The following is a 23,264-nucleotide window of genomic DNA, read 5'->3' as shown; positions in this document are numbered from 1 at the left end:
GCGGCCCGTCACTGCTGCTTCTTCAGGCGCTCCGCCATGGCGGCGAAGGCCGGCAGCGTCAGCGGATCGTTGAAGGTGTTGCTCGCCACCGGATGGGAGGCGAAACGGACGATCACCATTTTCGCCGCCGGATCGACGTAGAGCGACTGGCCGTGGATGCCGCGGGCCATGAAGGCGCCGTCGGCGTTGCCGGTGACCCACCACATGTCGCGGTAGGACCAGCCCGGCAGCGTCTTGTAGCCGGCGGCGGCGAAGGCGGCCCTGTCGCCGCCCTTGCGGATGTCCGCCACGACGCTCGCCGGGATCACCTGGCGGTCGCCCACCCGGCCGTCGTTGCGCATCAGCTCGCCGAAGCGGGCGAGATCGCGCAGCGTGGCGTTGAAGCCGCCGCCGCCTGACTCCTGGCCGGCCGGATCGATGAGGAAATAGGCGTCGCTCCCGGCGCCGATGGGCTCCCAGATGCGCTCGCGCACCAGCTCGGCGATGCTCTTGCCGGCGGCGCGGCGCACGATCCAGGTGAGCGCCTCGGCGTTGGCGGTCTTGTAGGAGAAACTGGCGCCGTGCTGCCCCTGCTTCTTCAGCCGCTGCAGGAACGCGGCGAAATCATCCGGCCCCGTATAGCCTGGCGGGCGCGGAATGAGGCCGCCGGCGCGGGCGTAATCCCAGACGCTGGACTGGGGATCCTGATAGTTTTCCGTGTAGTCGACGCCAACGCGCATGTCCATGACGTCGCGCACGGTGGCGTCGCCATAGGCGGAGTCCTTCAGCTCCGGCACGTATTTCGTCACCGGCGCCTGCGGGTCGAGCCTGCCCTCCGCGGCCAGCACGGCCGCCAGCGTGCCGATGACCGACTTGGTGACCGACATGGCCTGGTGCGGCAGCTCCGGCTTCGCCGCGCCAAAGTATTTCTCATAGACCACCTTGCCGTCGTGCAGCACGATGATGCTGTCGGCGTAGGTGTTGGCCAGCATGTCCTTCCAGGTCATTTCGCGCCCGTCCATGGCGCGGAAGGCCAGGCTGTCCAGATCGTCGCGCAGGGCGACGGGCAGCTCCCGCGGCGTGCTGGCGTGGGGCACGTTGCGGGTGGGCAGCAGCTCGCGCATGTGGCTGAACGACCAGCGGATCTGCGGGAAGCGGAGCATGGAGCCGTCGGACATGCGGATGATGCGGTCCTTCGGCGGCGGCGATCCCTGCATCCAGCCCATTTTCACCGGATCAGTCGCCGCCGGGGCGGCGGCCTGCTCCTTCGCCAGCGCAGCGCCGCCGCTCATGACGGCGAAGGCCGCGCCCGCCGCCAGAACCAGAGGCGCAAGGCCCCGCTGGCGCTCCGGGCGATGAAAGCGTGAGCTGCTCATGGGTATTCCTCTCCCGTCCTTGTGATGCGCCCCCCGGGGCCATGCTGCCCCCGCCCCGACGGACGATCCAGAAAAAAATCGCCCCGGGAACGCGTCAACATGTTGATTTGTCTTGATTCCGGCCGGCGCCGGCGCCGGCGACTCAGCCAGGCGGCGCGGCGCGGGCGAGACGCTCGCGCTGGCGGCCCTCGGCGTCGAAATTTCCGGGCGCCAGCCAGGCCTCGATGGCGGCGCGCCGGCGCGGCCATTCGCCGTCCAGCATGGCGTACCAGGCGGTGTCGCGATTGCGGCCCTTGCGCACCATGTGCTGGCGGAACAGCCCCTCATGAACGAAGCCGTAACGCACGGCGGCGCGGCGGGAGGCGGCGTTGGCCGCGTCGCACTTCCACTCAACGCGGCGGTAGCCGGCGTCAAACAGCAGTTTCAGCAGCAGATAGACCGCCTCGGTCGCAGCCGGCGTGCGCTGCAGCAGCGGCGAATAGCTGACGTTGCCGATTTCGGCGACGCCATGGGCGGGTCGGATGTCGAGCAGGCACAGGAAACCGGCGGCGACGCCGCGCCGCAGGTCGCGCACGGCCCAGGCGCGGGAGTTGGGAAAGGCCAGGGCCGCGGCGATGACGGCCAGCCAGTCGTCGCGGCTGCGCGGCGGACTGGGGCCGAGATAGGTCCAGACCTCGTCGGCGCCGGCGAAGGCCTGCTCCAGCTCGGCCACATGGCGCTGCGCGTCCAGCGGCTCCAGGCGGGCCCAGCGGCCCTCCAGCACGGAATGGGGCGGAAAGGCCGGCGCGCGCCAGCCGGAAAGGTCGCTCGTCATGGGTCGTGCCCGTCATGGCTGGCCGCCAGGGCGCGCGGCCCCGCGCCAGGGGATCAGCTGTCCCTGTCCGGCGCCGCGAGGGCGGCGCGCACGTCGTCTTCCGTCACCTCGGCCATGGGTCTGGCGATTTTCACCGCGCGCGTCGCCACGCCCGGCTCCATGACGAGAATGACGGTCTCCACGCCCGGACAGGCGGGATCGCGGCATGAAATCTCGTTCACCGAGAAGCGCGCCTCGCCGCCGTGGGCGGCGCTGGCCCAGGCGCTGACGCGCTCGCGCAGTTCACGCCCCGGGGCGGATTTCCGGCCGAACCACAATGGCGTCACGGCAGGGTGAGCAGGCCGGCGGCGCCGTCCCGGGTTCCGAACACGAGGCGGCGGCCCTGAGCGTCCCAGGCCATGGCGGTGACGGGGCCGCCCTCGCCCGGCATGCGCGCCATCAGCTCGGAATCATCGGTGATGCGGACCAGCAGCACGGCGCCGTCGTCATAGCCGATGGCCAGCACCGGCGCCTTGGGATGGAACGCCACCTGGGTGACCTTCGCCGGGCGCACGCCGCATTCCTTCGGCGCCTTGCCCATGGGGCCGTCCTTGGCCTCGAACGGCCAGATGATGGCGGCGTCGGCGCCGGAGGTGGCCATCCACAGCCCGTCCGGCGACCAGGAGATGGAGCGCGGCTTGGCCGGATAGCCGGACATGCGCAGGTCTTTCCTGTCAGCGAGGCGCCAGCCGTGCAGCATGTTCTCCTGCATGGACGTGAGGAAGAAGCGCCCGTCCGGGGAGAAGGTGGCGTCGAGGTGCGAGCCCTTCCAGTGCAGCTGCTCCGGGGCGGCGCCGGTGTTGGGGAACCACAGGGTGGCGCCGTTATAGTGGGCGAGGCCGACGCGGTAGCCCTTCGGCGCGAAGGCGATGCCCCGCACGCTGGAAGGCGCCTCGATGCGCCGCAGGTTGCCCCTGGCGTCGCGCGCCGCCACCTGTTTGCCGCAGCTCCACGCCACGGCGCCGTTGCTGGCGGCCACTGCGTCGATCCAGCGGCCCTTCTCGTCGCTCACCAGCTCCGTCGCGCCCGAGGCCAGGGTGGCGACCACCCGGCCGTCGTCGCCGCCCGTGATGATGCGGTCGCCGGCGCCCGCGGCCACCAGCACGGCGCCGCCGGGATGGGCCTCCACCCGCCGCGCGCCGCCGGCGTCCAGCAGCAGCACGCAGCCGTCGCCCAGCGCCAGCGCCGCCGCCTCGCCGGCGAAGGCGGCGCCGCTGACATGGGCTCCGGCGTCGACCGGATGCACGTGCTCCAGAAGCGAAACGCCGCCGGCGGAAGAAGTCGAAGCGGAGGAAGCGGAAGACATCGGTTCACCTGGGTCGTGGCGTGGGGCGTATTGCGCAGGCGGCGGCCGCCGCCTGCGGGAGCGCCCGTGATGGCGTTGTCTGCCTGGGCGGCGGCGGGCTGCGGCCCGTCGCGCGCCTGCGGGGGCGCCGGATCAGACGGCGCAGGCCTTCACCGCCCGCTCGATGGCGTCGCGGTCGAGACCGCGACCGATAAACACCACCTTCGAGGCGCGTTTTTCATCGTCGCGCCATTCGCGCTGCAGGTCGCCGTCCAGCATCATGTGCACGCCCTGGAAGACGAAGCGCCGCGGCTCGCCCGGGAAGGCGAGAATGCCCTTCGAGCGCAGCAGGTCGGCGCCGGCGCGCTGGGCGAAATCATTGAGCCAGGGCAGGAAGCGGTCCGGGTTCACGGCGCCCTCGATGGTCACCGCCACCGACTGGATGTCGTCATTGTGGTGGTGATGGTGGCCCTCCTCGAGGAAATCCGGCTCGATGTCGAGGATGCGGTCAAGGTCGAAGGCGTTGCGGTCCAGCACTTCGGCGACCGGCACGTTGGCGTTCTGCGCCCGGTGCAGCTTCGCGTAAGGATTGATGGCGCGGATGCGGCGCTCCACCTCCTCCAGCTCCCCAGGCGTCACCAGGTCGGTCTTGTTGAGCACCAGCACGTCGGCGAAGGCGATCTGGTTGCGGGCCTCGGGCGCGTCCTGCAGGCGCAGGGCGAGCCACCTGGCGTCCACCACGGTGACCACGGCGTCGAGGCGGGTGCGCTCCTGCACGTCCTGGTCCATGAAGAAGGTCTGCGCCACCGGGGCCGGATCGGCCAGACCGGTGGTCTCGACGATGATGCCGTCAAAGCCGCCCTTGCGCTTCATCAGCCCGTCGATGATGCGGATGAGGTCGCCGCGCACCGTGCAGCAGACGCAGCCGTTGTTCATCTCGAACACTTCCTCGTCGGCGCCGACCACCAGGTCGTTGTCGATGCCGACTTCGCCGAACTCATTGACGATGACGGCGAATTTCTTGCCGTGCGGCTCGCTGAGGATGCGGTTCAGCAAGGTGGTCTTGCCGGCGCCGAGATAACCGGTGAGGACGGTGACGGGAATCTTGCCGGACATGTGGGGCTCCGAACTCTCCTGCGGCCGCGGGGCGGGGATGCTCCCGGCGGCGAAGCGGCGGAGACGGGCGCGCGCCCTCCCCGCCTTGCATGACTGGTTCATATATTGGGAGCGCGCCGGCGAGGGGAAGCCCCGCCGGCGCGTTTCACGCCTCAAGATGGCGCCGGGGCGCCGCCTTCCAGATCACCCCGCCCACCGGCCCGGCCAGCAGCGAGGCCACGTAAAAGCCGCCGGTGACGAGGATGATGGCCGGCCCGGCCGGCAGGCCGAAATGATAGGAAAGCGCCAGCCCCAGCCAGCCGGACAGCGCCGCGATGACCACCGCGCCCAGCGCCATTCCGGTGAGCTCGCGCGCCCAGAACCGGGCCGAGACCGCCGGCGTCACCACCATGCCGACCGCCAGCAGGGTGCCGAGGGCGTGGAAGCCGGCCACCAGGTTCAGCACCAGCAGCACGAGAAAGGCCAGATGCGTCGGCGCGCCCGCCCGGCTCACCGAGCGCAGGAAGCCGGGATCGACGCACTCCATCACCAGCGGCCGCCACAGGACGGCGAGGGCGAACAGGGTGACGGTTGCCACGGAGCCCAGCAGCAGCAGCATGGCGTCGTCCAGCGCCAGCACCGAGCCGAACAGCACGTGCAGCAGGTCCACGTTGGAGCCGCGCACCGACACGATGGTGACGCCCAGCGCCAGCGACAGCAGGTAGAAGGCCGCCATGGAGGCGTCTTCCCGCAGCTGGGTGAAGCGCGCCACCAGCCCGGCCAGCAGCGCCACCACGAAGCCGGCGGCGAGCCCGCCCACGGTCATGGCCGGCAGGGAGAGGCCGTAGATGAGATAGCCCACCGCCGCGCCGGGCAGGATGGCGTGGGCCATGGCGTCGCCTGTGAGGCTCATGCGCCGCAGCATCAGGAACACCCCCACCGGCGCGCCGGAAAAGGACAGCGCCAGCGCCCCCGCCAGCGCCCGCCGCAGGAAGTCAAACTCAACGAAAGGGGCGATCAGCCAGTCATACAGGGCGTGCATGCGGGGTCAGTCCAGGGCGGGACGGCGGGCGGCGGCCTCAGGCGGCGCGGGAACAGGCGTGGGCGTGCGGATCGGCCGCCTCCACCATGCGCCGGCACCGGGCGAGGTTCTGTTCGGTGAGCGCCGCCGCGGTCGGCCCGTGGGCGACCAGCTCGCGCGCCAGCACCAGCGTCTCCGGAAAAACGGCGCGCACCAGCTCCAGGTCGTGCAGGGCGGCCAGCACCGTGCGGCCTTCCGCATGCCAGCGCCGCACGAGGGCGACGAGATCGGCGATGGTGGCGGCGTCAAGGGCGTTGAACGGCTCGTCCAGCAGGATCAGCCGCGCGTCCTGCAGCAGCAGCCGGGCGAACAGGGCGCGCTGCAGCTGGCCGCCTGAAAGATCGCTGACCGGCCGGCGCTCGAATCCGGTGAGCCCCACCGCGGCCAGCGCTCCGGCGATGCGCGCCTCATGGCGGCGGCCGATGCGGCCGAACAGGCCGCAGCGCTCCCACAGCCCCATGGAGACGAGGTCATAGACGGTGAGCGGGAAGCTCTGGTCGAGCGTCGCCGCCTGGGGCAGCCAGGCGACCTCCGCCGCCGGCGCGTTGCGGCGGATGACGCCCTCCAGCGGCCGCAGCAGCCCCGCCGCCGCCTTCAGCAGCGTGGACTTGCCGGCGCCGTTGGGGCCGACGATGGCGGTGAGCGTTCCGCGCCGCACCGCCAGATGCAGGTGATGCACCGCCGGGTGACGGTCATAGCCCAGGGTGACGTTGCGGAACTCAAGAACGGGATCGGCGTCGCGGCTGGTCATGTCCACAGCGCTCCGGCGATGGCGGCCCAGATGAGGGCGCAGAACAGGGCGGCGACCAGCAGCCGGCCGGCGAGCGAGGCGCGCAGCAGAGAAAAACCGGGCGGCTGCGGCTGCGGCAACGCCCGCGCCGGCGCCGGACGCAGCGCCGGCGGCATGCGCTCCCGGCCCGCGCGGACATCGGCGCGCCCGCCATGGACGCGCCCGTCGTGGGCGTCGTGCTCCCCGGCGTGATGACGGTGACCGTGGCCGTCGCGTCCGTGGTCATGATCGTGGTCATGGCCACGGACAGGCGGCGCGGCGCCCGCGCCCCCGATCCGCCCTGATGTCTGCGCCACTGCGTTCACGCCCGTTGCTCCGCCCGTCGCCCGCGGCGCGCCGCAGGCCGGCGCGTTTCCGCAGGGGGCGGCAGCATAGCGGGTTTAATGTAACGTTCCAATATTACATTTTGGGCGGGGGCCGGCGCTGTCCGCCGCCGCGATGGCGCGGGGCGCGCCCGCGCCCCGCCTCGCCGGCCGGCGGCGGCCGGCCAGGGCCTATCCCTGCTGCGGGAAGTACTGGTACAGCCAGGTTTCAGTCAGCACCCGGTCGCCGAGGCGCAGGTAGCAGCGCATGTCCACCGGCGCGGCGCCCTCCACCGTGAAATCGAACTGGGCGCGCCAGTGGCCGGGCACGTCGTCCGGCACCGGCTCGGCGAACACATAGGAGAAGCTGCCGCGGCTGGCGCTGAGCACCACCTCCGGCTTCTCGCCGAACTTCAGGTCTTTCAGCGGGCCGCCGGAGAACTCCACCATGAACTTGCGCACGCCCTTCGGCCGCGGCTGGCCGGGAACGCCGCCGTTGCCCATGCGCGTGGCGACGCAGCGCGCCAGGCTGTCCGGGAAATAGGGATCGCCGTTCACCCACAGCAGCCGGTAGCGCAGCTCATGGCTCTGGCCCGGCCGGGCCGGCTGCGCCGGAACCCACATGGCGACGATGTTGTCGTGAATCTCGTCGTCGGTGGGCAGCTCCACCAGCTGCACCGAGCCCTTGCCCCACTGGCCCACGGGCTCCACCCAGGCGCTGGGGCGGCGCTCGTAGTGCACGCCGTCCTGATAGTGGTCGAAGTTGCGGTCGCGCTGCATCAGGCCGAAGCCGCGCGGATTGTCGTCCAGGAAGGCGGAGGCGGTGATGTAGGGCGGATTGTTGAGCGGACGCCAGATGCGCTCGCCGGCGCCGGTCCACATGGCGAGACCGTCGGAATCGTGCACCTCCGGGCGCCAGTCCACCATGGTCGGCTTGGCCCGCTCCGAGAACCAGTACATCGAGGTGAGCGGCGCGAGGCCCAGCCGGTCCACCGCCTGGCGCACGTACAGGGCCGCGGTGATGTCCATGGTGACGTCGTCCGACCCGCGGGTCATGTCGAAGCGGTAGGCGCCGGTGACGGACGGCCCCTCCAGCAGGGCGTAGACGGTGACCGTCGGCCCGTCATTGGTCGGGGTCTCGAAACAGAATTCGGTGAAGTCCGGAAATTCCTCGCCCTTTCCGGCCACGGCGGTGTCGATGGCGACGCCGCGGGCCGAAAGCCCGTACTGGTACAGCCCGCCGATGGCGCGGAAATAGGAGGCCCCGAGAAAGGCCACCCAGTCGTTGGTCTGCCAGGGCTTTTTCGTCTGGTCGCCGAAACGGCTCTCCTGGTAGCGGAAGCCGGCGAAGCCCGCGTTCTGGCGCAGTTTCTGCGCCGGCGAGTCGGCCGGCATGTCGAAATAGCGCGTCTCGTAGATGATCTCGCGCGCTTCGCCGTCCTTCGCCACCATCATGCGCACCGGCTTCTGGAAGAAGCGGCCGAGGTGGAAGAACGTCACCGGATAGGCGCCCGGACCGTTAGCGAACAGCGCGTCCTGCGGGCGGAAGCGGATCTTGCCGTGGGCGTCGTAATCGATGGCCTCGAGAATGGCGCGGTCGGGCGACGGACGCGGCTCATGGGGCCGGGCGGCGAGGGCCCTGGCCCGCGCTTTCAGGGCCTCGAAGGAAAACGGCGAAGGCGCGCCGAGCTTCAGGCCGGCCGCGGCCAGCGCCTGGGGTGAAAAGCCTGCGGCGGCGAGCGTCGCCGTCGCGGCGGCGGCGGTCAGAAATGATCGACGATCCAGCATGGGGCGGGTGTGCTCCTGACGGCGGAACCGGCCTCGCGGACGCAGACGCCCGCCCGGCCGGCGCCCGATTGATTACGCCATTGCGTCATCAGCGTGGCGGCGCAACCGGAAAGCGACCGCGCCACAAGAAAAACGGCGGAGAAAATCCCTCCGCCGCAGGGACGCGGGCGGCGGAGGCCAGGCCGGCGACATGAGGCGCCGAAGGCCCTGAGGCGGCGGGGCCGCGGAGCCGCTTCAGGCCCGCGCGCTGGCGGCCGCGGCGTCGAGATGGGCCACCAGCTCCGGATCGAGCCCCAGCGCCGTGGCCAGCTGTTTCAGGAAGTCCTGCTCCGCCGGCGTGTCGGGATCGATGGCGAGGCGCGCGGCCTCATAGATCTCCGCCGCATGCTCGGGCCCCGAGGCCAGCGCCGCCAGTCCGGAGGGCGTGAGCGGCTTCGCGAAGGCGTTCTCCAGGAACGCAACGGCGGCCGGCGGCAGCGCGCCGCCGAGGGCGCCGGTGATGCGGGCGCGCTCGTCGTCGTCCACCTGGCCGTCGGCGCAGGCGGCGGCGATCATCGCCTGCACGAGCGCCGCGGCCTCGTCATGGGTGAGGCTGTCGGCCGTCAGGCCGGCGGCGCCCACAGGGGCGGGCGCGGGCGGCGCGGCGGCGGTTTCGGCCGGCGACGCGCCCTGCCGCCAGCCTTCCAGCGCCTTGTAGACCAGTCCGCCGATCAGCGCCGCGCCGCCAAGGCGCGCCGCCGGGCTGGCGATCCTGCGGCCGCCGCGGTTGAGCATCAGCCCGGCGAGACCGGCGAGGATCGCCGCGCCTTTCGGCGTTCTGGCGAAATCCATCGCCTGGCGGAGCAGATCTCCGGCCTGGGGCCCGGCCATGCGGGTCACCGCCTGCTGCAGCTGGTCGGCGAGGCCGCCGCCGCTGTCGCCGGCGGACGCCCCGGCGCCCCCCTGCCCCGCGCCGCCGAACAGCCCGCCCAGCAACTCGCCGAGCCCGCCGCCGGACGCCGCGCCGGCTCCGTCCTGGCCGCCTTTCAGGATCTGGTCGAGAACCGCGCCGACGCCGCCAGAGGCGCCGCCAGCCTCCGGCGCCGGCTGCCCGGCGCCCTGCTGGACGCGCTGCGGCGGATCGATCGCCGCCGCGCCGACCAGCGCATCGAGAATCTGCCTCGCGTCAAACATGCGGATCGCCCCTTTTCTCCAGGCGCCGGAAGCCCGCCCGGGCCGGCGCCGACCGGAAACGCCACAACTGCAGGCGCGGACCTGCGGAACGGCGCCGCATGCCCGCCCTGCCGCCCTCCCGGCCGCGTCAGGCCGGGGGATGACGGCGACGGGAAAACCGGCGGCCCCGAGGGGCGACGCGGCGGCCGCGCCGCAGTCATGCGGACAGCATGCCGGCGATTGATTGCAGGCGCAACCAGTCGCGCCAGCGGTTGACCGCGGCCGCCGGCGCCGCCAAACCGGAGCCGGAGATGATTGCGGGGCGCCGCCAGCCGGCGCCCGCCTGACTGCGACGGCCCTGCGGTGAAACTGACCTTTCTCGACGGAACCATCGACGGCGTCGCGCTGCGCCGGCCGGCCTCCCGCTGGCTGCCGGCCCATTATGACGCCATCGACGTCATCGATCCTGACGGCGTCACCCACACGCTGCGCGGCGTGCGGGCGGAGCCGGCCGTGGCCGGACGCATCGCCGTCGGCGCCGCCGGGCGGTTTTATCTCCATGACGTGGCGGGTTTTCGCGGGGTGCACGGCTTCCGTCCGCCGCGCGGCGCGCCGGTGTTCGCCTTTCCGCGCCTGCCGGCGGCGGCCTGTCTGGCCGTGGCGCTCGTCAACCTTGCATGGATCGCGTGGCGGACGCTGGCCGGAGCGCAGCCGCCGGCGTTCGCCATGGCGCCGTTCATGCTCGCCTGCCTGCTCTACGCCCTGGCGCGCCGCGCCGCCGTGGAGGCCCGTCACGCAGTGTTGAACGACGCGCGGCCGGTGCTCATTCCAGGCCAGCCCCCGCCCGGGGCCTGACGCCGCGTCCGCCGCAGGCGCCGTCGCCGCATGCCTGTGGCGCGCCGGCGAAACCAGGCGCAAAATCATGCGCGCGGCGAACAGCTTGCGGCTTTTCATCAACATATTGACATTTTTAGCCGCAAATGGAACTTTTTCCGGGACGGCGCGCGGTTCATGCGCCATTGCGAGACCAGCCGCAGGCGGCCGCAGGCAGGTTCGCGCGCGGCGGGAAAACCGGCGGCCACATGCCGGCGCCGCCAGTCACGCCACAAGGGCGACGCATGCGCGAGGCGTGCGCGCCAACAGAGAGGGGCGAGATGAAAACAGTCATTCGCGGAGCGCTGCGCGGGCTTATGGCCGCAAGCGCGCTTGCGGCGCTGGCCGGACCGTCGCTGGCCGGCCAGGGGCCCGTGAAAATCGGCGTGCTCAACGACCGTGCGTCCGTTTACTCCACCATCACCGGCGAGGGCTCGGCGGTGGCGGCCCGCATGGCGGTCGAGGACTTCGGCGGCGAGCTGTTCGGCAAGCCGGTCGAGGTGCTGGTGGCCGACCACATGCACAAGCCGGACGTGGGCTCGGCCATCGCCCGGCGCTGGTTCGACGTGGACGGCGTGGGCGCCATTTTCGACATCTATTCGTCGGGCGTGGCGCTGGCGGTGCAGAAACTGGCCGAGGAGAAGGACAGGATCCTCGTGGTCTCCATGGCCTCCAGCCGCGACATTTCCGGCAAGAACTGCTCGCCCAACGGCATGCAGTGGGCCAATGACGGCTACGCCGTGGCCAACCTGACGGTGAAGGGCAGCACCACGCCCGAGCGCAACACCTGGTATTCGCTTACCGTGGATTACGCCGCCGGCCATTCCATCGAGGCCGACGCGAAACGGCTGATCGAGAAGAACGGCGGCAAGTTCCTCGGGGCGGTGCGCTTCCCGCTCAACACCGCGGATTTCAGCTCCTTCCTGCTGCAGGCGCAGAACTCTGGGGCGAAGAACATCGCCCACATCGGCGGCGGCGCCGACCTGATCAACGGCATCAAGCAGGCGGACGAATTCGGCCTCGCCGCCGGCGGCCAGCAGTTCGTGCCGTTCTCGCTCACCACGGTGGACGTGTACGGCCTCGGCAACAAGGCCACCGCCAACATGCCGGCGGTGCTCAGCTACTACTGGGGCGAGAACGAGGAGACGCAGAAGTTCGCCGACCGCTTCAAGGCGCGGTTCGGCAAGATGCCCACCGATCCGCAGGCCAACGTCTACAGCGCCGTGCTGCATTACCTGAAGGCGGTGAAGGCCGCCGGCACGACCGAAACGAAGGCCGTGCTCCGGCAGATGAAGGAGACGCCGGTCAACGACTTCTTCACGAAGAACGCGACGATCCGGGCCGACGGGCGGCTGATGCGCGACATGTACTACGCCGTGGTCAAGAAGCCCGAGGAAATGCAGCACCCGGACGACCTGCTGACGCTGGTGAAGAAATATCCGGCCGTGGAGGTGTTCATCCCGGCCGAGGAGAGCGAATGCCCGCTGCTCAACCCGAAGGCCGCCGCTGCGGGGCAGTGACAGGCGGCCAGGCGCGCGCAGCGTCCAAGGGACTGACGCGTCGCAAAGGCGCCCTGCCCCCCACCAGGGCGTGACGCGTCACAGGGAAAAGCCGCCGCCCCTCCGGCGGCTTTTCCTTTGTCCGAAGCAGGCGGAGCGCCCGGTCCGGCGCCGGGCGGAACAGGCCGTGCGCCGGCGCGCGCATGCGGCGCCGGGGCCGGTGATGACGGCCGGATCCGCCCGGGGCGACCCGCGGCGGAGCTGGCGCGGCCGGGCGGGCGGCCGGCGCCCGGTCCGGCGCGGCGCGCGAACCCCGGCCGGGCCGCCGGCGGGGCGCAGTCTTGGCCTGGCCGCGCGCCCTCGCCTCCCCCATGCGAACAGCAAAAGCCCCGGAAGACCGGGGCTTTTTCTGTCGCGCGCCGTCCAGCGGCCGGCGCCGGGGCCCGGCCGGCCTCGCGCTAGCCGTGGCCGGGCTTCGCGACGTCTCCGCCAGACGCGCCGCCGGCCGGCGCGGGCCGCTTCGGCCGGAATATGCCCAGCACCGCCACGAAGAACACCGGAACGAAGATCACCGCCAGCACCGTGGCCGAGATCATGCCGCCCACCACGCCGGTGCCGATGGCGTTCTGGCTCGCCGCCGAAGGGCCGGTGGCGATGGCCAGCGGCACCACGCCGAGGGTGAAGGCCAGCGAGGTCATCAGGATCGGCCGGAAGCGCAGGCGCGCCGCCTCCGTGGCCGCCTCGCGCAGCCCCATGCCCTGGGCGTGCAGGTCCTTGGCGAACTCGATGATCAGGATGGCGTTCTTGGCCGAAAGGCCGATGATCGCCAGCAGGCCCACCTTGAAATAGAGATCGTTGGGCAGCCCGCGCAGCATCACCGCCAGGATGCAGCCAATGACGCCGAGCGGCACCACCAGCATCACCGACAGCGGGATCGACCAGCTCTCGTAGAGCGCCGCCAGCAGCAGGAACACGAACAGGATGCTCAGCGCGAACAGGATCGGCGCCTGGGCGCCGGAGGCGATCTCCTCCAGCGTCTGGCCGGTCCACTCATAGCCGATGCCCTGCTGCAGCGTGGCGGCGATGCGCTCGATCTCGGCGATGGCGTCGCCGGAGGAGTAGCCCGGCGCCGCGGCGCCGGAGATGCGCACCGACGGATAGCCGTTGTAGCCGATGATCTGCTGCGGGCCCTTCTGCCACTGGGCGCGCGCGAAGGCGGAGAGCGGCACCATGCCGCCGCTGGCGTTGCGCACGTTCAGCTTCATCAGGTCCTCGGCCTGCATGCGGCCGGCGGCATCCGACTGGATGATCACCCGCTGCATCCGGCCGTTGTTCGGGAAGTCGTTGATGTAGGACGACCCGAGCGCCGTGGTGATGGTGTTGTTGATGGCCGCGAAGCTCACGCCGAAGGTGTTGGCCTTCTCGCGGTCGATGATGATGGTCAGCTGGGCCGCGTCCGGCAGGCCCTCCATGCGCATGCCGGTGAGCACCGGGCTCTTGCGCGCCTCGGCCATCAGCTGCTGCGCCGCGGCGGCGAGCGCCTGCTGGCCAAGGCCGGCGCGGTCCTGCAGGCGGAAGGAGAAGCCCGCCGAGGTGCCGAAGCCCTGGATCGGCGGCGGCGACAGGGCGAAGGCCATGACGTCGCTGATGCCGAACATCTTCACGTTCATGCGGTTGGCGATGTCCTGGGCGGCCTCGCCGGCGCCGCGCCTGCTCCAGTCCTTCAGCGAGATGAACATGATGGCCGCGTTCTGGCCGGCGCCGGAGAAGCTGAAGCCGCGCACGGCGACGATGTCGCTCACCGCCGCCTCGGCCCGGGCGATCGCCTCGATCTGCCGGATGGCCTGCAGCGTCCGGTTGGAGCTGGCCTCCGGCGGGGTCTGGATGTCCACGATGATGAAGCCCTGGTCCTCGTTCGGGATGAACGCGGTGGGCAGGCGCATGAACAGCCAGCCGGAGCCGATGGCGATGGCGAGGAAGATCACCATCAGCCGCCCGACGCGCGAGGTGGCGCCGGTCACCATGGCCGCATAGCGGCGCGTGGTGCGGTCAAAGAAGCGGTTGAAGGCGCCGAAGAAGCCGCCCTGCCGGGCGTGATCCGCCGGCGGCTTCAGGAAGGTGGCGCACAGCGCCGGCGTCAGGGACAGGGCGAGGAAGGCCGAGAACAGGATCGACACCACCATCGTCAGCGAGAACTGGCGATAGATGACGCCGGTCGCGCCCGGGAAGAACGCCATGGGCACGAACACCGCCGCCAGCACCAGGGTGATGCCGACGATGGCGCCGGAGATCTGGCCCATGGCCTTCTGCGTGGCCCGCAGGGGCGGCAGCCCCTCCTCCGCCATGATGCGCTCGACGTTCTCCACCACCACGATGGCGTCGTCCACCAGGATGCCGATGGCCAGCACCATGGCGAACATGGTGAGCACGTTGATGGAGAAGCCGGCGGCCAGCATCACCGCCAGAGTGCCCAGCAGCGCCACCGGCACCACCAGCGCCGGGATCACCGTGTACCGGAAGTTCTGCAGGAACAGGAACATCACCAGGAACACGAGGATCACCGCCTCGACGAGGGTGTGCACCACCTTCTCGATGGAGGCCTCGACGAACGGGCTGGTGTCATAGGGCACCGAATATTCGATGCCCTTCGGGAAGAACTTCGACAGCTCCTTCATCCGCTCGCGCACGGCCGTGGAGGTGGCCACGGCGTTGCCGCTCTCGGAGAGCTGCACGGCGATGGCGGCGCTCGGCTTGCCGTTCAGGCGGGTGGCGAAATTGTAGGACTCGCTGCCCACCTCCACCCGGGCCACGTCGCGCAGCCGCACGGTGGAGCCGTCCGGATTGGCGCGCAGCACGATGTCGCCGAACTCCTCCGGCGTGGTGAGCTGGCCTTTCACCAGCACCGTGGCGGTGATCTGCTGGGTGATGGGATTGGGGTCGGCGCCGATCTTGCCGGCCGCCACCTGGGCGTTCTGGGCGCGGATGGCCGCGGCGATGTCGTCGGTGGTGATGTTGAGGCCGAGCATCTTGCCCGGGTCGATCCAGATGCGCATCGACCGGGGCGAGGCGAACAGCTGGGCGCGGCCCACGCCGGGAATGCGGCGGATCTCGCCCAGCACGTTGCGGTTCAGGTAGTCGCCCAGCGCCACGTCGTCGAACTTGCCGTCCGTGGAGGTCAGCGAGACGATCATCAGGAAGCCGGCGCCGCTCTCCTCGGTGTTGATGCCCTGCTGCACCACCGTGGCGGGCAGGCGCGGCTGCACGCGGCGGATGGCGTTCTGGGCGTTCACCGAGGCGATGTCGATGTTGACGCCGGTGCGGAAGGTGGCGGTGATCTCCACCTGGCCGGTGGCGTCCGAGGTGGACTCGAAATACGCCATGCCCTTCACGCCGTTGAGCTCGTCCTCAATCTGGCGCGTGACGCCCTGGTAGATCTCGGCGGGCGCGGCGCCCGGATATGCCGTGGAGATGCTCAGCTGCGGCGGCGCCACCTTCGGGTACTGCGCCACCGGCAGGAACGGCAGGGCGATGAGCCCGGCGATGGAGATGAAGAAGGCGACGACCCATGCGAACACGGGCCGCACGATGAAAAACTGCGCCATGGCCCGGTCTCATTCCTTTGCTTCGGCAGGCTTCGCGGCGGCCGCGCCGGCGGGAGCGGCCGCAGCCGCCCCGGCTGGGGCCGCAGGGGCCGCGCCGGCGGCGGCGTTCCACGGCTGCGGAACCACCTTGCCGCCGGGGACGATCTTCTGGAATCCGGCGACGACCACGCGGTCGCCGGCGGCCAGGCCGCTGCGCACGATCCAGCGGTCGCCCACCGCCGGCCCGAGCTCGATCTGGCGGATCATGGCCACGTCGCCCTCGCCGATCACATAGACCTGGGCGGCGCCGGAGGCGTCGCGCATCACCGCCTGCTGGGGAATGGCGATGGCGTTGTCGAGCCGCGCCTGCTCGATGCGCACGCGCACGTAAAGGCCCGGCAGCAGCTCGTGCTGCGGATTGGGGAATTCGGCGCGCAGGGTGATCTGGCCGGTGAGCTGGTCCACCGACGCCTCGGAGAACAGCAGCCGGCCCTTGTGGCCGTAAACCTCGCCGTCGTCGAACAGCAGCTCCACCTGGGCCTCGTCCTTCGACACGCCGGCCACGGCGCCCGACTCCAGCTCCTTGCGCAGGGCGCGCACTTCCGTGGAGGACTGGGTGAAGTCGGCGTAGACCGGATCAAGCTGCTGGATGATGGCCAGCGGCTGGCCGCTGCCGGCGTTCACCAGCGCGCCCTCGGTGACGAGGGCGCGGCCGATGCGGCCGGTGATGGGGGCGCGCACTTCCGTGTAGTCCAGGTTCACCTGGGCCTGGTCGAGGCCGGCCTGGGCGGCTGCGACCTCGGCCTCCGCCTGGGCCAGGTTGGCCATGGCCACGTCATATTCCTGGGCGGAGGAGACGTTGCGCTTCTGGAGCTCCTTCTGGCGCTCGGCCTTCTGCCGCGCCAGCACCAGCGCCGCCTTCGCCCGCTCCAGATTGGCCCTGGCGCTCGCCACCGCCACGCGGAACAGCGTGGGGTCGATGCGATAGAGCACGTCGCCTTCCTTCACGATGCTGCCCTGGCGGAAGACGCGCTCCTGGATGATGCCGCTGACGCGCGGCCGCACCTCGGCGGTGCGCACGGCGGCGATGCGCCCCGGCAGGTCGCGGGTGATGGGCACTTCGGCCGGCTGCACGGTGATGAACTGCACGAGGGCTGGCGGCATCGCCGGCTGGGCGTGGGCGACGCCGGCCATGCCGGGCGCGCCGCCCGGCGCGGCGAACAGGAACGCCGGCACCGCAACCAGAATGGCCAGCCAGGCACGATGTATTGCAGGGACTTTTCGCATAGCCGCCATGTCCGTCACTGTCCGTCACAGGTTGTGCGTTGCGTCCGGGCCATCTGCGCGACAGAGGCGAAAATCACGTCCCGGACCTCGGGGGGAAAGGTGTAGAGATCGAAATATTTGAGCGACAGATAACCGTGAAGCGCCAGAAAAGCCATGAGCGGCGCCGGATCGCCGGCGCAGCCAGGCGCGAACGCCGCAAGGTCCCGCCGTATGAATTCACGGATCCGCCCGCGCACCGCGTCGTCCGAGGCCATGGCCACGCACAGCGTCAGGGCCGCGGCCAGATCCTGTTCCTCCGGCTGGGTCGCCGCGAACCGCAGCCGGCCGGCCAGCTCGGGATTGGCCACCGACGGATCGGCCGCCGCCTCGGCGATGCAGGCGCGCAGCCGCGCCTCGTCGGCGGCGAGGCGGCGCGCCACCACGGCGGCGATCAGCGCCTGCTTCGTACGGAAGTCATACAGCACCGTCGCCTTGCTGACCCCAGCCTCGGCCGCGACGGCGCTGATGGTGAGATTGACGGCGCCTTCGCGCCGCACCACCCGCTCGGCCGCGTCCAGCAGCGCCTCCGGGTCTATGATGCGCCTGCGCCCCATGATCGCCCGCATTCCGGTTTCCGACCGTGCGGTCAGTAAAGACCCTCCGCGCTCCGGTCAACCGCAATCGCGCGAGTACGCCCGGCGACGCCGGAACCCGGACCACGGGCGAAGCCGCCGGCGCGGCGGGCCGGGCGGGCGGCCGCTGCGACAAATCACGCGCGCCGCCGGCGGTTGCCGCCGAGACCGGACGCGCCCATGCTCGCGGCGACGCGCCGGGCGGCCCGGCCGCCGCGGCGCGCCGTCCCCGCCCCTGACGTTCCTGACGCCCAAAGCCCCCGGACCGCCCATGCCCGCCCGACTGCGCCTGTTCCGGCCGATCATCGCCGGCGCCACCCTGAGAGAGCGGCTGCTGGCCTGTCTCGGCGCCTGCGTCGCCATGGGCCTCGCCAGCCTGGTCACCCGTCATGTCTTTGGCGGCGACCTGCTGCGACCGCTGGTGGCGGGGCCGGTGGCGGCCTCGGCGGTGCTCGCCTTTGCGGTGCCGTCCAGTCCGCTGGCGCAGCCGTGGCCGGTGTTCGGCGGCAATCTGGTCGGCGGCGCCGCGGGGCTGCTGCTGGCCATGGCGCTGGCGCCGCTGGAGTGGTCGGCGCCGCTGGTGGCCGCCCTCGCCGTGCCGGCTGGCATCGTCGCCATGAGCCTGCTGCGCTGCCTGCATCCGCCCGGCGGGGCCATGGCGCTCACCATGGGTCTGGCGCCGGGAGCCGGCGACGGCGCGGCGCTGCTCACGACGCTTGCGCCGGCGGCGCTCAACATCGTGGTGCTGCTCGCCTGCGCCGCGGCGTTCCACCGGTTGTGCGGGCGCAGCTATCCGCACCGTCCGGCGGCGGCGCCGCCCAATCCGGTGGGCTCGGCCGACGCGCCGGCGGCGGCGCGCGGCGCCCCGGAGCCGGCCGACATCGACGCGGCGCTCGCCAGCCTGGGCGAGAGCTTCGACATCAACCGCGACGACCTGCTGCGCATCTTCCGCCAGGCGCAGACCACGGCGCTGGCGCGCAATGACGCCGGCGCGCGCTGCGCCGACATCATGTCCCGCGACCTGATCAGCGTCAGCCGCGACACGCCGCTCGCCGAAGCGAGGCGCCTGCTGCTGGCCCACAACGTGCGGGCGCTGCCGGTGCTGGAGCCGGCGCAGCGCGTGGCCGGGGTGATCGGCCTGCGCGAGATCGCCGCCGCCCCGGACGACGCCGGCAGCGTCGGCGCCGCCATGACGGGAGCCGCCACCGCCCGCGAGGACACGCCGGTGAACGCGCTGCTGCCGGCGCTCACCGACGGGCGCGCCCACGCGGTGATCATCGTGGACGACAACGGCCGGGCGACGGGCCTCGTCACCCAGACCGACCTGCTGTGGGCCATGGCGCGCGCCGCGGCGCGCTGAGCCGGGCGCTCAGCCGGGCGGGGGCAGCTCGCCCTCCAGCACGCAGCGCAGGCCTTCCGGCGGAAACGCCACCCGCACCTGCACCCGCGGCGCGCCGGAAAGCCCGGCCTGCACCAGCCGCAGGCCGGAGCCGCGCCGCTGCGGCTCCCGCACCGGCGGGCCGCCGCGCTCCTCCCACAACAGGCGCAGGCGCTGCATGGCGCCCGGCTCCGGGGCCCGCGCCTCCCAGCTGATGTCGACCCGCCCTTCGCCGGCCGACAGCGCGCCGTGCTTGACGGCGTTGGTGAGCAGCTCGTGCAGGATCAGCGCCAGGGAGAGCGCCGGCCTGGCGGCGATGGCCACGTCCGGCCCGGTCATGCCGATGCGGGCGGCGTCGTGCCACTCCACCGCGGCGCGGATCAGGCTGCGCAGGCCGACGCCGTTTTCCTGGCCGGCGAACGCCGCCTCATGGGCGCGGGCCAGCACGGCGATGCGCTCGGTGAGCGCCGCGTGCGCCCCCGCCAGGTCGCTGGCGCCGCGGAACGACTGGTTGATGATGGCCTGCACCACCGCCAGCTGGTTCTTGAGACGGTGGGCCAGCTCGCGGTTGAGCAGGTGGCTGTCGGTGACGTCGAGGATCTGGACGAACACGCCTTCGGTGGCGCCGTCGCGGGCGAACACCGGGTGGCAGAGGATGTCGACGACGCGCTCCAGCGGCGGTGAGTCGGGATCGGCCTGCAGAATGGCGGGCATGGCCCGGCCGGTCTGCGGCCCGCCTTCGGCGAACACCCGGTCCAGCATTTCGAAATAGCCCTGGCCGGCGACGTCGGGAAAGGCCTCGCGCACCGTCTTGCCGAGGGCGTTGCGGTAGCCGGAGATGGCCTCAAACTCCTCGTTCACATAGGTGATGTAATGGTTCGGGCCGGAGGTGACGGCGACGGCGCCGAGCGCCGTCTCGAAGATGCTGCGCAGCAGCCCCTGCTCGCGCTCGCGCTCGCGCTCCACGGCGACGCGGCTGGTGGTTTCATGGAAGACGCAGAACATGCCGGCGACGTCGCCGCCTGCCATGCGCACCGGCGAACAGCAGAACGACACGTGGGTGCGCTCCGGATAGCCGGCCCGCCACATCGTGAACGGCGCGTCGACGCCGCTGCTGGCCTGCCCCTGGTAAGCCCGCGCGACCAGCGGCCCGACCTGCTCCCACAGCGGCCCCAGGGTGTCGCGAAAGCGCCGGCCCATGGCGGCGGGGTGGGCGGGGCCGTACACGCCGGCGCAGGCGTCGTTGTAGAGCACGTACTGCTCCGGCCCCCAGACGACGAACATCGGAAACTGCGCCCCGAGCACCATCTGCGTGACCGTGCGCAGCTCCACGGGCCACGCCTGGAGCGGCCCAAGGGGATGGCGGTCCCAGTCGAAAGACCGGAGCAGCTCCCCGCATTCGCCGCCTGACGCGAAAATATCCTGAGGCATTGACCGCCGATCCGCCGGGTTCACCCGCCTATACTTGAACAGCCGTGCGGCAAGACGCAACAGAGCCCGTCATCACCTGCGCCGCGGATGCGACAGACCTGCAACACGTCCTGAAAAACACCCCGGCTTACGCTGAAAGTCACGCAGAAGCGACCGGGAGACGCACGAACGCAAGTTACAACCCTTATAGCCTGAAAATTGATAAAAAACATCACAATAATTCTTTCCCTGAGAAGGACGCCGGCAGTAAACTGAAAGCGGGAAAAACAGGCGGCGTCTGGTGAACGTCCATGCCATTTGCGGAAAACAACATGGCGAGCGCCGCGCCGGCGCGCCGCGACGGGGCTGGCGGACGCCGGCGCCGGGCGGGCGGCGTCGTGGTGGGCGACGTCCTGGCGGGCGACGTCCTGGCGGCGCCGGGGCAGATCTCGCCCGTGATTCTCAGCGGCGGGGCGGGCGCGCGGCTGTGGCCCACCTCGCGCGAGAGCCTGCCCAAACAGTTCATTCCGCTGTTCGGCGGCGAAACCACGTTCCAGCGCATCGCCCGGCTCACCGCCGGCGATCCGATGTTCGGCCCGGCCGTTGTCCTCACCAGCCGCGCCCACGCCTTCCTCGCGCAGGAGCAGTTGCGGGCGGCGGGCGTGCGCGCCCGGCTGGCGCTTGAACCGGTCCGGCGCGACACCGCCGCCGCGGTCGCCGTGGCGGTGGAGCTGGCCATGGCCGAACATCCGGCGCCGGTGCTCGGCGTGTTCGCCTCCGACCATGCCATCGGCGACGCGGCGGCGTTCCGCGCCGCCTGCGCCCTGGCGGCCCCGGCGGCGGCCGCCGGCCAGATCGTGACGTTCGGCGTTCCGCCCGCCGCGCCCTCCGTCGCGTATGGCTACATACTGCCTGGCGCGGAGATCGCGCCGGGCGTGCGCCGCGCGCTGGCCTTCACCGAAAAGCCGGGGCCGGATCTGGCCGCCCGCCTGGTCGCAGAAGGCCGGCTGTGGAATTCCGGCAATTTCATTTTCCGCGCCGACGTCATGCGCGAAGAGCTGGCGCGTTTCGCCCCGGACATTCTCGCCGCCGCGCAGGCGGCGGTGGCCGCGGCGCGCGCGGAGCCGGCCGGACTGGCGCTGGGCGAGGCCCTCGCCGCCGCGCCCGCGCGCTCCATCGACGTCGCGGTGATGGAGCGCACCCGGCGCGCCGCCGTGGTCGAGGCGCGCTACGGCTGGCGCGACCTCGGCGGATGGCGCGCGGTGTGGGAGCTGGCGGAGAAAGATGACTCCGGCAACGCCGTTCACGGCGACGCCATCGTGCTCGACGGCCGGAACAATCTGGTCCGGTGCGAGGAGCCGGGCGGGCTTGCGTGTCTCATCGGCGTCGAGGGGCTGGTGGTGGTGACCGCCGGCGACGTCACCCTGGTGGCCCCGCATGAACGGGCCGGCGAAACGCGCGAGCTGGTGCGCCGCCTGCAGGCCATGGGCGCGCCGGCGGCGCGCCGCCACCGCACCACGCTGCGCCCCTGGGGCGCGTTCACGGTGCTCGACGCCGGCGCGGGGCATGTGGTGAAGCGCATGTCCGTCCGTCCCGGCGGCGTGCTGTCCCTGCAGAAACACCTGCGCCGCGCCGAACACTGGGTGGTGACGCGCGGCGTCGGCGAGGCGTGGCGCGACGGCGAACGCTTCATCCTGCGCGCAAACGACTGGTTTCACGTCCCGGCCGGGGCGGTGCACCGGCTCGCCAACCGCGGCGCGGAGCCGCTTGAGCTCGTTGAAGTGCAGGTCGGGGCATGGTGCAGCGAAGACGACATCGTGCGGCTCGACGACGTTTACGGCCGCGTCCATGAGACCGCCCCCGCGGACTGACCTGCTCCGGCGGCCACCGGGAAAGCGGAAGGGACCGGGAGAAGGCGGAAGGGAAGCGGCCCAGGCGCAGGGGCGCGGGAGCAGCGGTTGTGGCGAGGGCCGGCTCCGCAGCGGAACAGCGCCCCGCGGAGCCGGGAAGGGGCCGGGAAGGCGCCGGAGCGCCCTTGGCGATGCGCGTGTCAGGGCTGCGTACGGCGCAGGCGGCTCACGTCATAGCCCAGCCCGGCGGCGCGGCCGACGAGCTGCCGGTAGACGCGTTCCGGAACGTCCGCCCGGCGGGAGAGGATCCAGAGATAGCGCCCGGACGGCTCGCCGACGATCGCCCAGGAATAGTCGTCCGCCCGGTCGAGCACCCAGTAGTCGCCCTCGAAAGGAGGGAAGAAGGAGACTTTCAGCCGGTTGCCGGGCGCGCCCGGAACCAGCCGCGCCGTCGCGGTCGCCACGCGCCGCGGTCCCTGCGGTCCGCCCGTGCGGCAGGCGTTGACCACGCTCACCCGGCCGTCGGGGCGCAGGGCGTAGTCGGCGGTGACGCCGTCGCAGCCCGTCTGGAAGCTGTTGTCATAACGGGCCAGCTCGTGCCAGCGGCCCATGTAGCGCTCCAGCGACACAGGTTTCGCCGGCTCCGGGACCGGCCGCGAGCGCGCCCCCGGGTCGCCGGCGACGCAACCCGCCGCAAGCATGAGTGAAGCGGCGAGCGCAAGGCGCGGGCCGGTGAGCAAGGTCATCCTGACATCTCCTGGAAGAGGGCGCGCGGCGCAGGTCCGCGCTCCGGGAGCTAACCCGCGAAGCGCCGCGCGGTTCCGCCGCGGCCGCCGCGCCCTTGCATGCGCTGGCGCCGCCCCCATATGCGGCGAACGCCGTTTTGCGCGCTTTCGCGGCGCGCCGCCTCCCGACGGGCGGCGCGCGACGGCTCCCGTCCAGCCCCCGCCGCGCCGCAGGCGCGCCATGATGGCGCTGGCGCCGCGGCGCTTATCCGCGTATGGAAGGCGCCTTCTGACAGTTTCCGGCGGCCCCATGGCGGCGCCGGACGGATTTTTTGATACAGGCGGAAAC

The 23,264-nt window shown here is 71.7% G+C and carries 21 protein-coding genes; 6 read left to right on the top strand and 15 right to left on the bottom strand.

What is annotated here, in order from left to right; genetic code table 11:
• Positions 1–8: 8 nt before the first annotated feature.
• From ACFFJB_RS00875 to ACFFJB_RS00840, 8 genes are all read right to left on the bottom strand, one after another.
• The gene (locus ACFFJB_RS00875; RefSeq protein ID WP_376828755.1) at positions 9–1,355 is read right to left on the bottom strand and encodes a serine hydrolase domain-containing protein; all 1,347 of its coding nucleotides are present in this window, start codon (positions 1,353–1,355) and stop codon (positions 9–11) included.
• Positions 1,356–1,497: 142 nt separating this feature from the next.
• Entirely contained in the window at positions 1,498–2,169 is a 672-nt protein-coding gene (locus tag ACFFJB_RS00870; protein WP_376828753.1) for a GNAT family N-acetyltransferase, read from the bottom strand.
• 53 nt (positions 2,170–2,222) lie between these two features.
• Positions 2,223–2,495 carry a hypothetical protein gene (locus ACFFJB_RS00865; RefSeq protein ID WP_376828751.1) on the bottom strand — a complete coding sequence of 91 codons (273 nt, stop codon included), beginning with the start codon at positions 2,493–2,495 and terminating at the stop codon, positions 2,223–2,225.
• Positions 2,492–3,514 (bottom strand): WD40 repeat domain-containing protein, encoded by a 1,023-nt coding sequence (locus ACFFJB_RS00860; RefSeq protein WP_376828749.1) that lies wholly within the window; start codon positions 3,512–3,514, stop codon positions 2,492–2,494. Before ACFFJB_RS00860 ends, ACFFJB_RS00865 begins: the two co-directional genes overlap by 4 nt.
• A 132-nt stretch (positions 3,515–3,646) precedes the next feature.
• Positions 3,647–4,609: a CobW family GTP-binding protein gene (locus ACFFJB_RS00855; RefSeq protein WP_376828747.1), complete on the bottom strand. Its 963-nt coding sequence runs from the start codon at positions 4,607–4,609 to the stop codon at positions 3,647–3,649.
• Positions 4,610–4,754: 145 nt separating this feature from the next.
• Complete coding sequence (locus tag ACFFJB_RS00850; protein ID WP_376828745.1) at positions 4,755–5,630, bottom strand: metal ABC transporter permease; 876 nt, start codon at positions 5,628–5,630, stop codon at positions 4,755–4,757.
• Between the two features lie 37 nt (positions 5,631–5,667).
• Complete coding sequence (gene aztA / locus ACFFJB_RS00845; protein WP_376828743.1) at positions 5,668–6,420, bottom strand: zinc ABC transporter ATP-binding protein AztA; 753 nt, start codon at positions 6,418–6,420, stop codon at positions 5,668–5,670.
• The gene (locus ACFFJB_RS00840; protein ID WP_376828741.1) at positions 6,417–6,575 is read right to left on the bottom strand and encodes a hypothetical protein; all 159 of its coding nucleotides are present in this window, start codon (positions 6,573–6,575) and stop codon (positions 6,417–6,419) included. The genes aztA and ACFFJB_RS00840 overlap by 4 nt, the downstream gene beginning before the upstream one ends.
• Before the next feature lie 36 nt (positions 6,576–6,611).
• Here ACFFJB_RS00840 and ACFFJB_RS00835 point away from each other — a divergent pair, with 36 nt between their 5' ends.
• Positions 6,612–6,743: a hypothetical protein gene (locus tag ACFFJB_RS00835; RefSeq protein WP_376828739.1), complete on the top strand. Its 132-nt coding sequence runs from the start codon at positions 6,612–6,614 to the stop codon at positions 6,741–6,743.
• Positions 6,744–6,953: 210 nt separating this feature from the next.
• On the opposite strand, the gene ACFFJB_RS00830 is transcribed toward ACFFJB_RS00835, so the two are convergent.
• On the bottom strand, positions 6,954–8,549 hold the full coding sequence (locus ACFFJB_RS00830) for an OpgD/OpgG family glucan biosynthesis protein (RefSeq protein ID WP_376828737.1): 1,596 nt from the start codon (positions 8,547–8,549) through the stop codon (positions 6,954–6,956).
• Between the two features lie 234 nt (positions 8,550–8,783).
• The gene (locus ACFFJB_RS00825; RefSeq protein WP_376828735.1) at positions 8,784–9,722 is read right to left on the bottom strand and encodes a tellurite resistance TerB family protein; all 939 of its coding nucleotides are present in this window, start codon (positions 9,720–9,722) and stop codon (positions 8,784–8,786) included.
• 294 nt (positions 9,723–10,016) lie between these two features.
• Between ACFFJB_RS00825 and ACFFJB_RS00820 the strand changes: the two genes are divergently transcribed.
• Both ACFFJB_RS00820 and ACFFJB_RS00815 read left to right on the top strand, forming a co-directional pair.
• Positions 10,017–10,556, top strand: a complete 540-nt coding sequence (locus tag ACFFJB_RS00820; protein ID WP_376828733.1) for a hypothetical protein — start codon at positions 10,017–10,019, stop codon at positions 10,554–10,556.
• A 299-nt stretch (positions 10,557–10,855) separates the two neighbouring features.
• Positions 10,856–12,094 carry an ABC transporter substrate-binding protein gene (locus ACFFJB_RS00815; protein ID WP_376828731.1) on the top strand — a complete coding sequence of 413 codons (1,239 nt, stop codon included), beginning with the start codon at positions 10,856–10,858 and terminating at the stop codon, positions 12,092–12,094.
• Positions 12,095–12,531: 437 nt separating this feature from the next.
• On the opposite strand, the gene ACFFJB_RS00810 is transcribed toward ACFFJB_RS00815, so the two are convergent.
• The 3 genes from ACFFJB_RS00810 to ACFFJB_RS00800 are packed head-to-tail and all read right to left on the bottom strand — an operon-like array spanning position 12,532 to position 17,546.
• Positions 12,532–15,675, bottom strand: coding sequence for a multidrug efflux RND transporter permease subunit (locus ACFFJB_RS00810; RefSeq protein WP_376828729.1), 3,144 nt, complete (start codon positions 15,673–15,675; stop codon positions 12,532–12,534).
• A 9-nt stretch (positions 15,676–15,684) separates the two neighbouring features.
• Complete coding sequence (locus ACFFJB_RS00805) at positions 15,685–16,941, bottom strand: efflux RND transporter periplasmic adaptor subunit (RefSeq protein WP_376828728.1); 1,257 nt, start codon at positions 16,939–16,941, stop codon at positions 15,685–15,687.
• A gap of 14 nt (positions 16,942–16,955) precedes the next feature.
• Positions 16,956–17,546: a TetR family transcriptional regulator gene (locus ACFFJB_RS00800; RefSeq protein ID WP_376828726.1), complete on the bottom strand. Its 591-nt coding sequence runs from the start codon at positions 17,544–17,546 to the stop codon at positions 16,956–16,958.
• Between the two features lie 277 nt (positions 17,547–17,823).
• Between ACFFJB_RS00800 and ACFFJB_RS00795 the strand changes: the two genes are divergently transcribed.
• Positions 17,824–18,912 (top strand): HPP family protein, encoded by a 1,089-nt coding sequence (locus tag ACFFJB_RS00795; protein ID WP_376828724.1) that lies wholly within the window; start codon positions 17,824–17,826, stop codon positions 18,910–18,912.
• A 9-nt stretch (positions 18,913–18,921) separates the two neighbouring features.
• Here ACFFJB_RS00795 and ACFFJB_RS00790 read toward each other — a convergent pair whose 3' ends face one another.
• Positions 18,922–20,361 carry a PAS domain-containing HWE histidine kinase family protein gene (locus ACFFJB_RS00790; protein ID WP_376828722.1) on the bottom strand — a complete coding sequence of 480 codons (1,440 nt, stop codon included), beginning with the start codon at positions 20,359–20,361 and terminating at the stop codon, positions 18,922–18,924.
• 44 nt (positions 20,362–20,405) lie between these two features.
• On the opposite strand from ACFFJB_RS00790, the gene ACFFJB_RS00785 reads away from it, so the two are divergent.
• Positions 20,406–20,645 (top strand): hypothetical protein, encoded by a 240-nt coding sequence (locus tag ACFFJB_RS00785; RefSeq protein WP_376828720.1) that lies wholly within the window; start codon positions 20,406–20,408, stop codon positions 20,643–20,645.
• A 27-nt stretch (positions 20,646–20,672) separates the two neighbouring features.
• Positions 20,673–22,211, top strand: coding sequence for a mannose-1-phosphate guanylyltransferase/mannose-6-phosphate isomerase (locus ACFFJB_RS00780; RefSeq protein WP_376828718.1), 1,539 nt, complete (start codon positions 20,673–20,675; stop codon positions 22,209–22,211).
• A 179-nt stretch (positions 22,212–22,390) separates the two neighbouring features.
• On the opposite strand, the gene ACFFJB_RS00775 is transcribed toward ACFFJB_RS00780, so the two are convergent.
• Entirely contained in the window at positions 22,391–22,936 is a 546-nt protein-coding gene (locus ACFFJB_RS00775) for a lipocalin family protein (RefSeq protein WP_376828716.1), read from the bottom strand.
• Between the last annotated feature and the right edge of the window lie 328 nt (positions 22,937–23,264).

Origin of the sequence: Camelimonas abortus (assembly GCF_042432745.1) — a bacterium.
GTDB lineage: Bacteria > Pseudomonadota > Alphaproteobacteria > Rhizobiales > Beijerinckiaceae > Camelimonas > Camelimonas abortus.
Note: the sequence above shows the minus strand (reverse complement) of the source record. Positions and strands in the feature narration are given on the sequence as shown.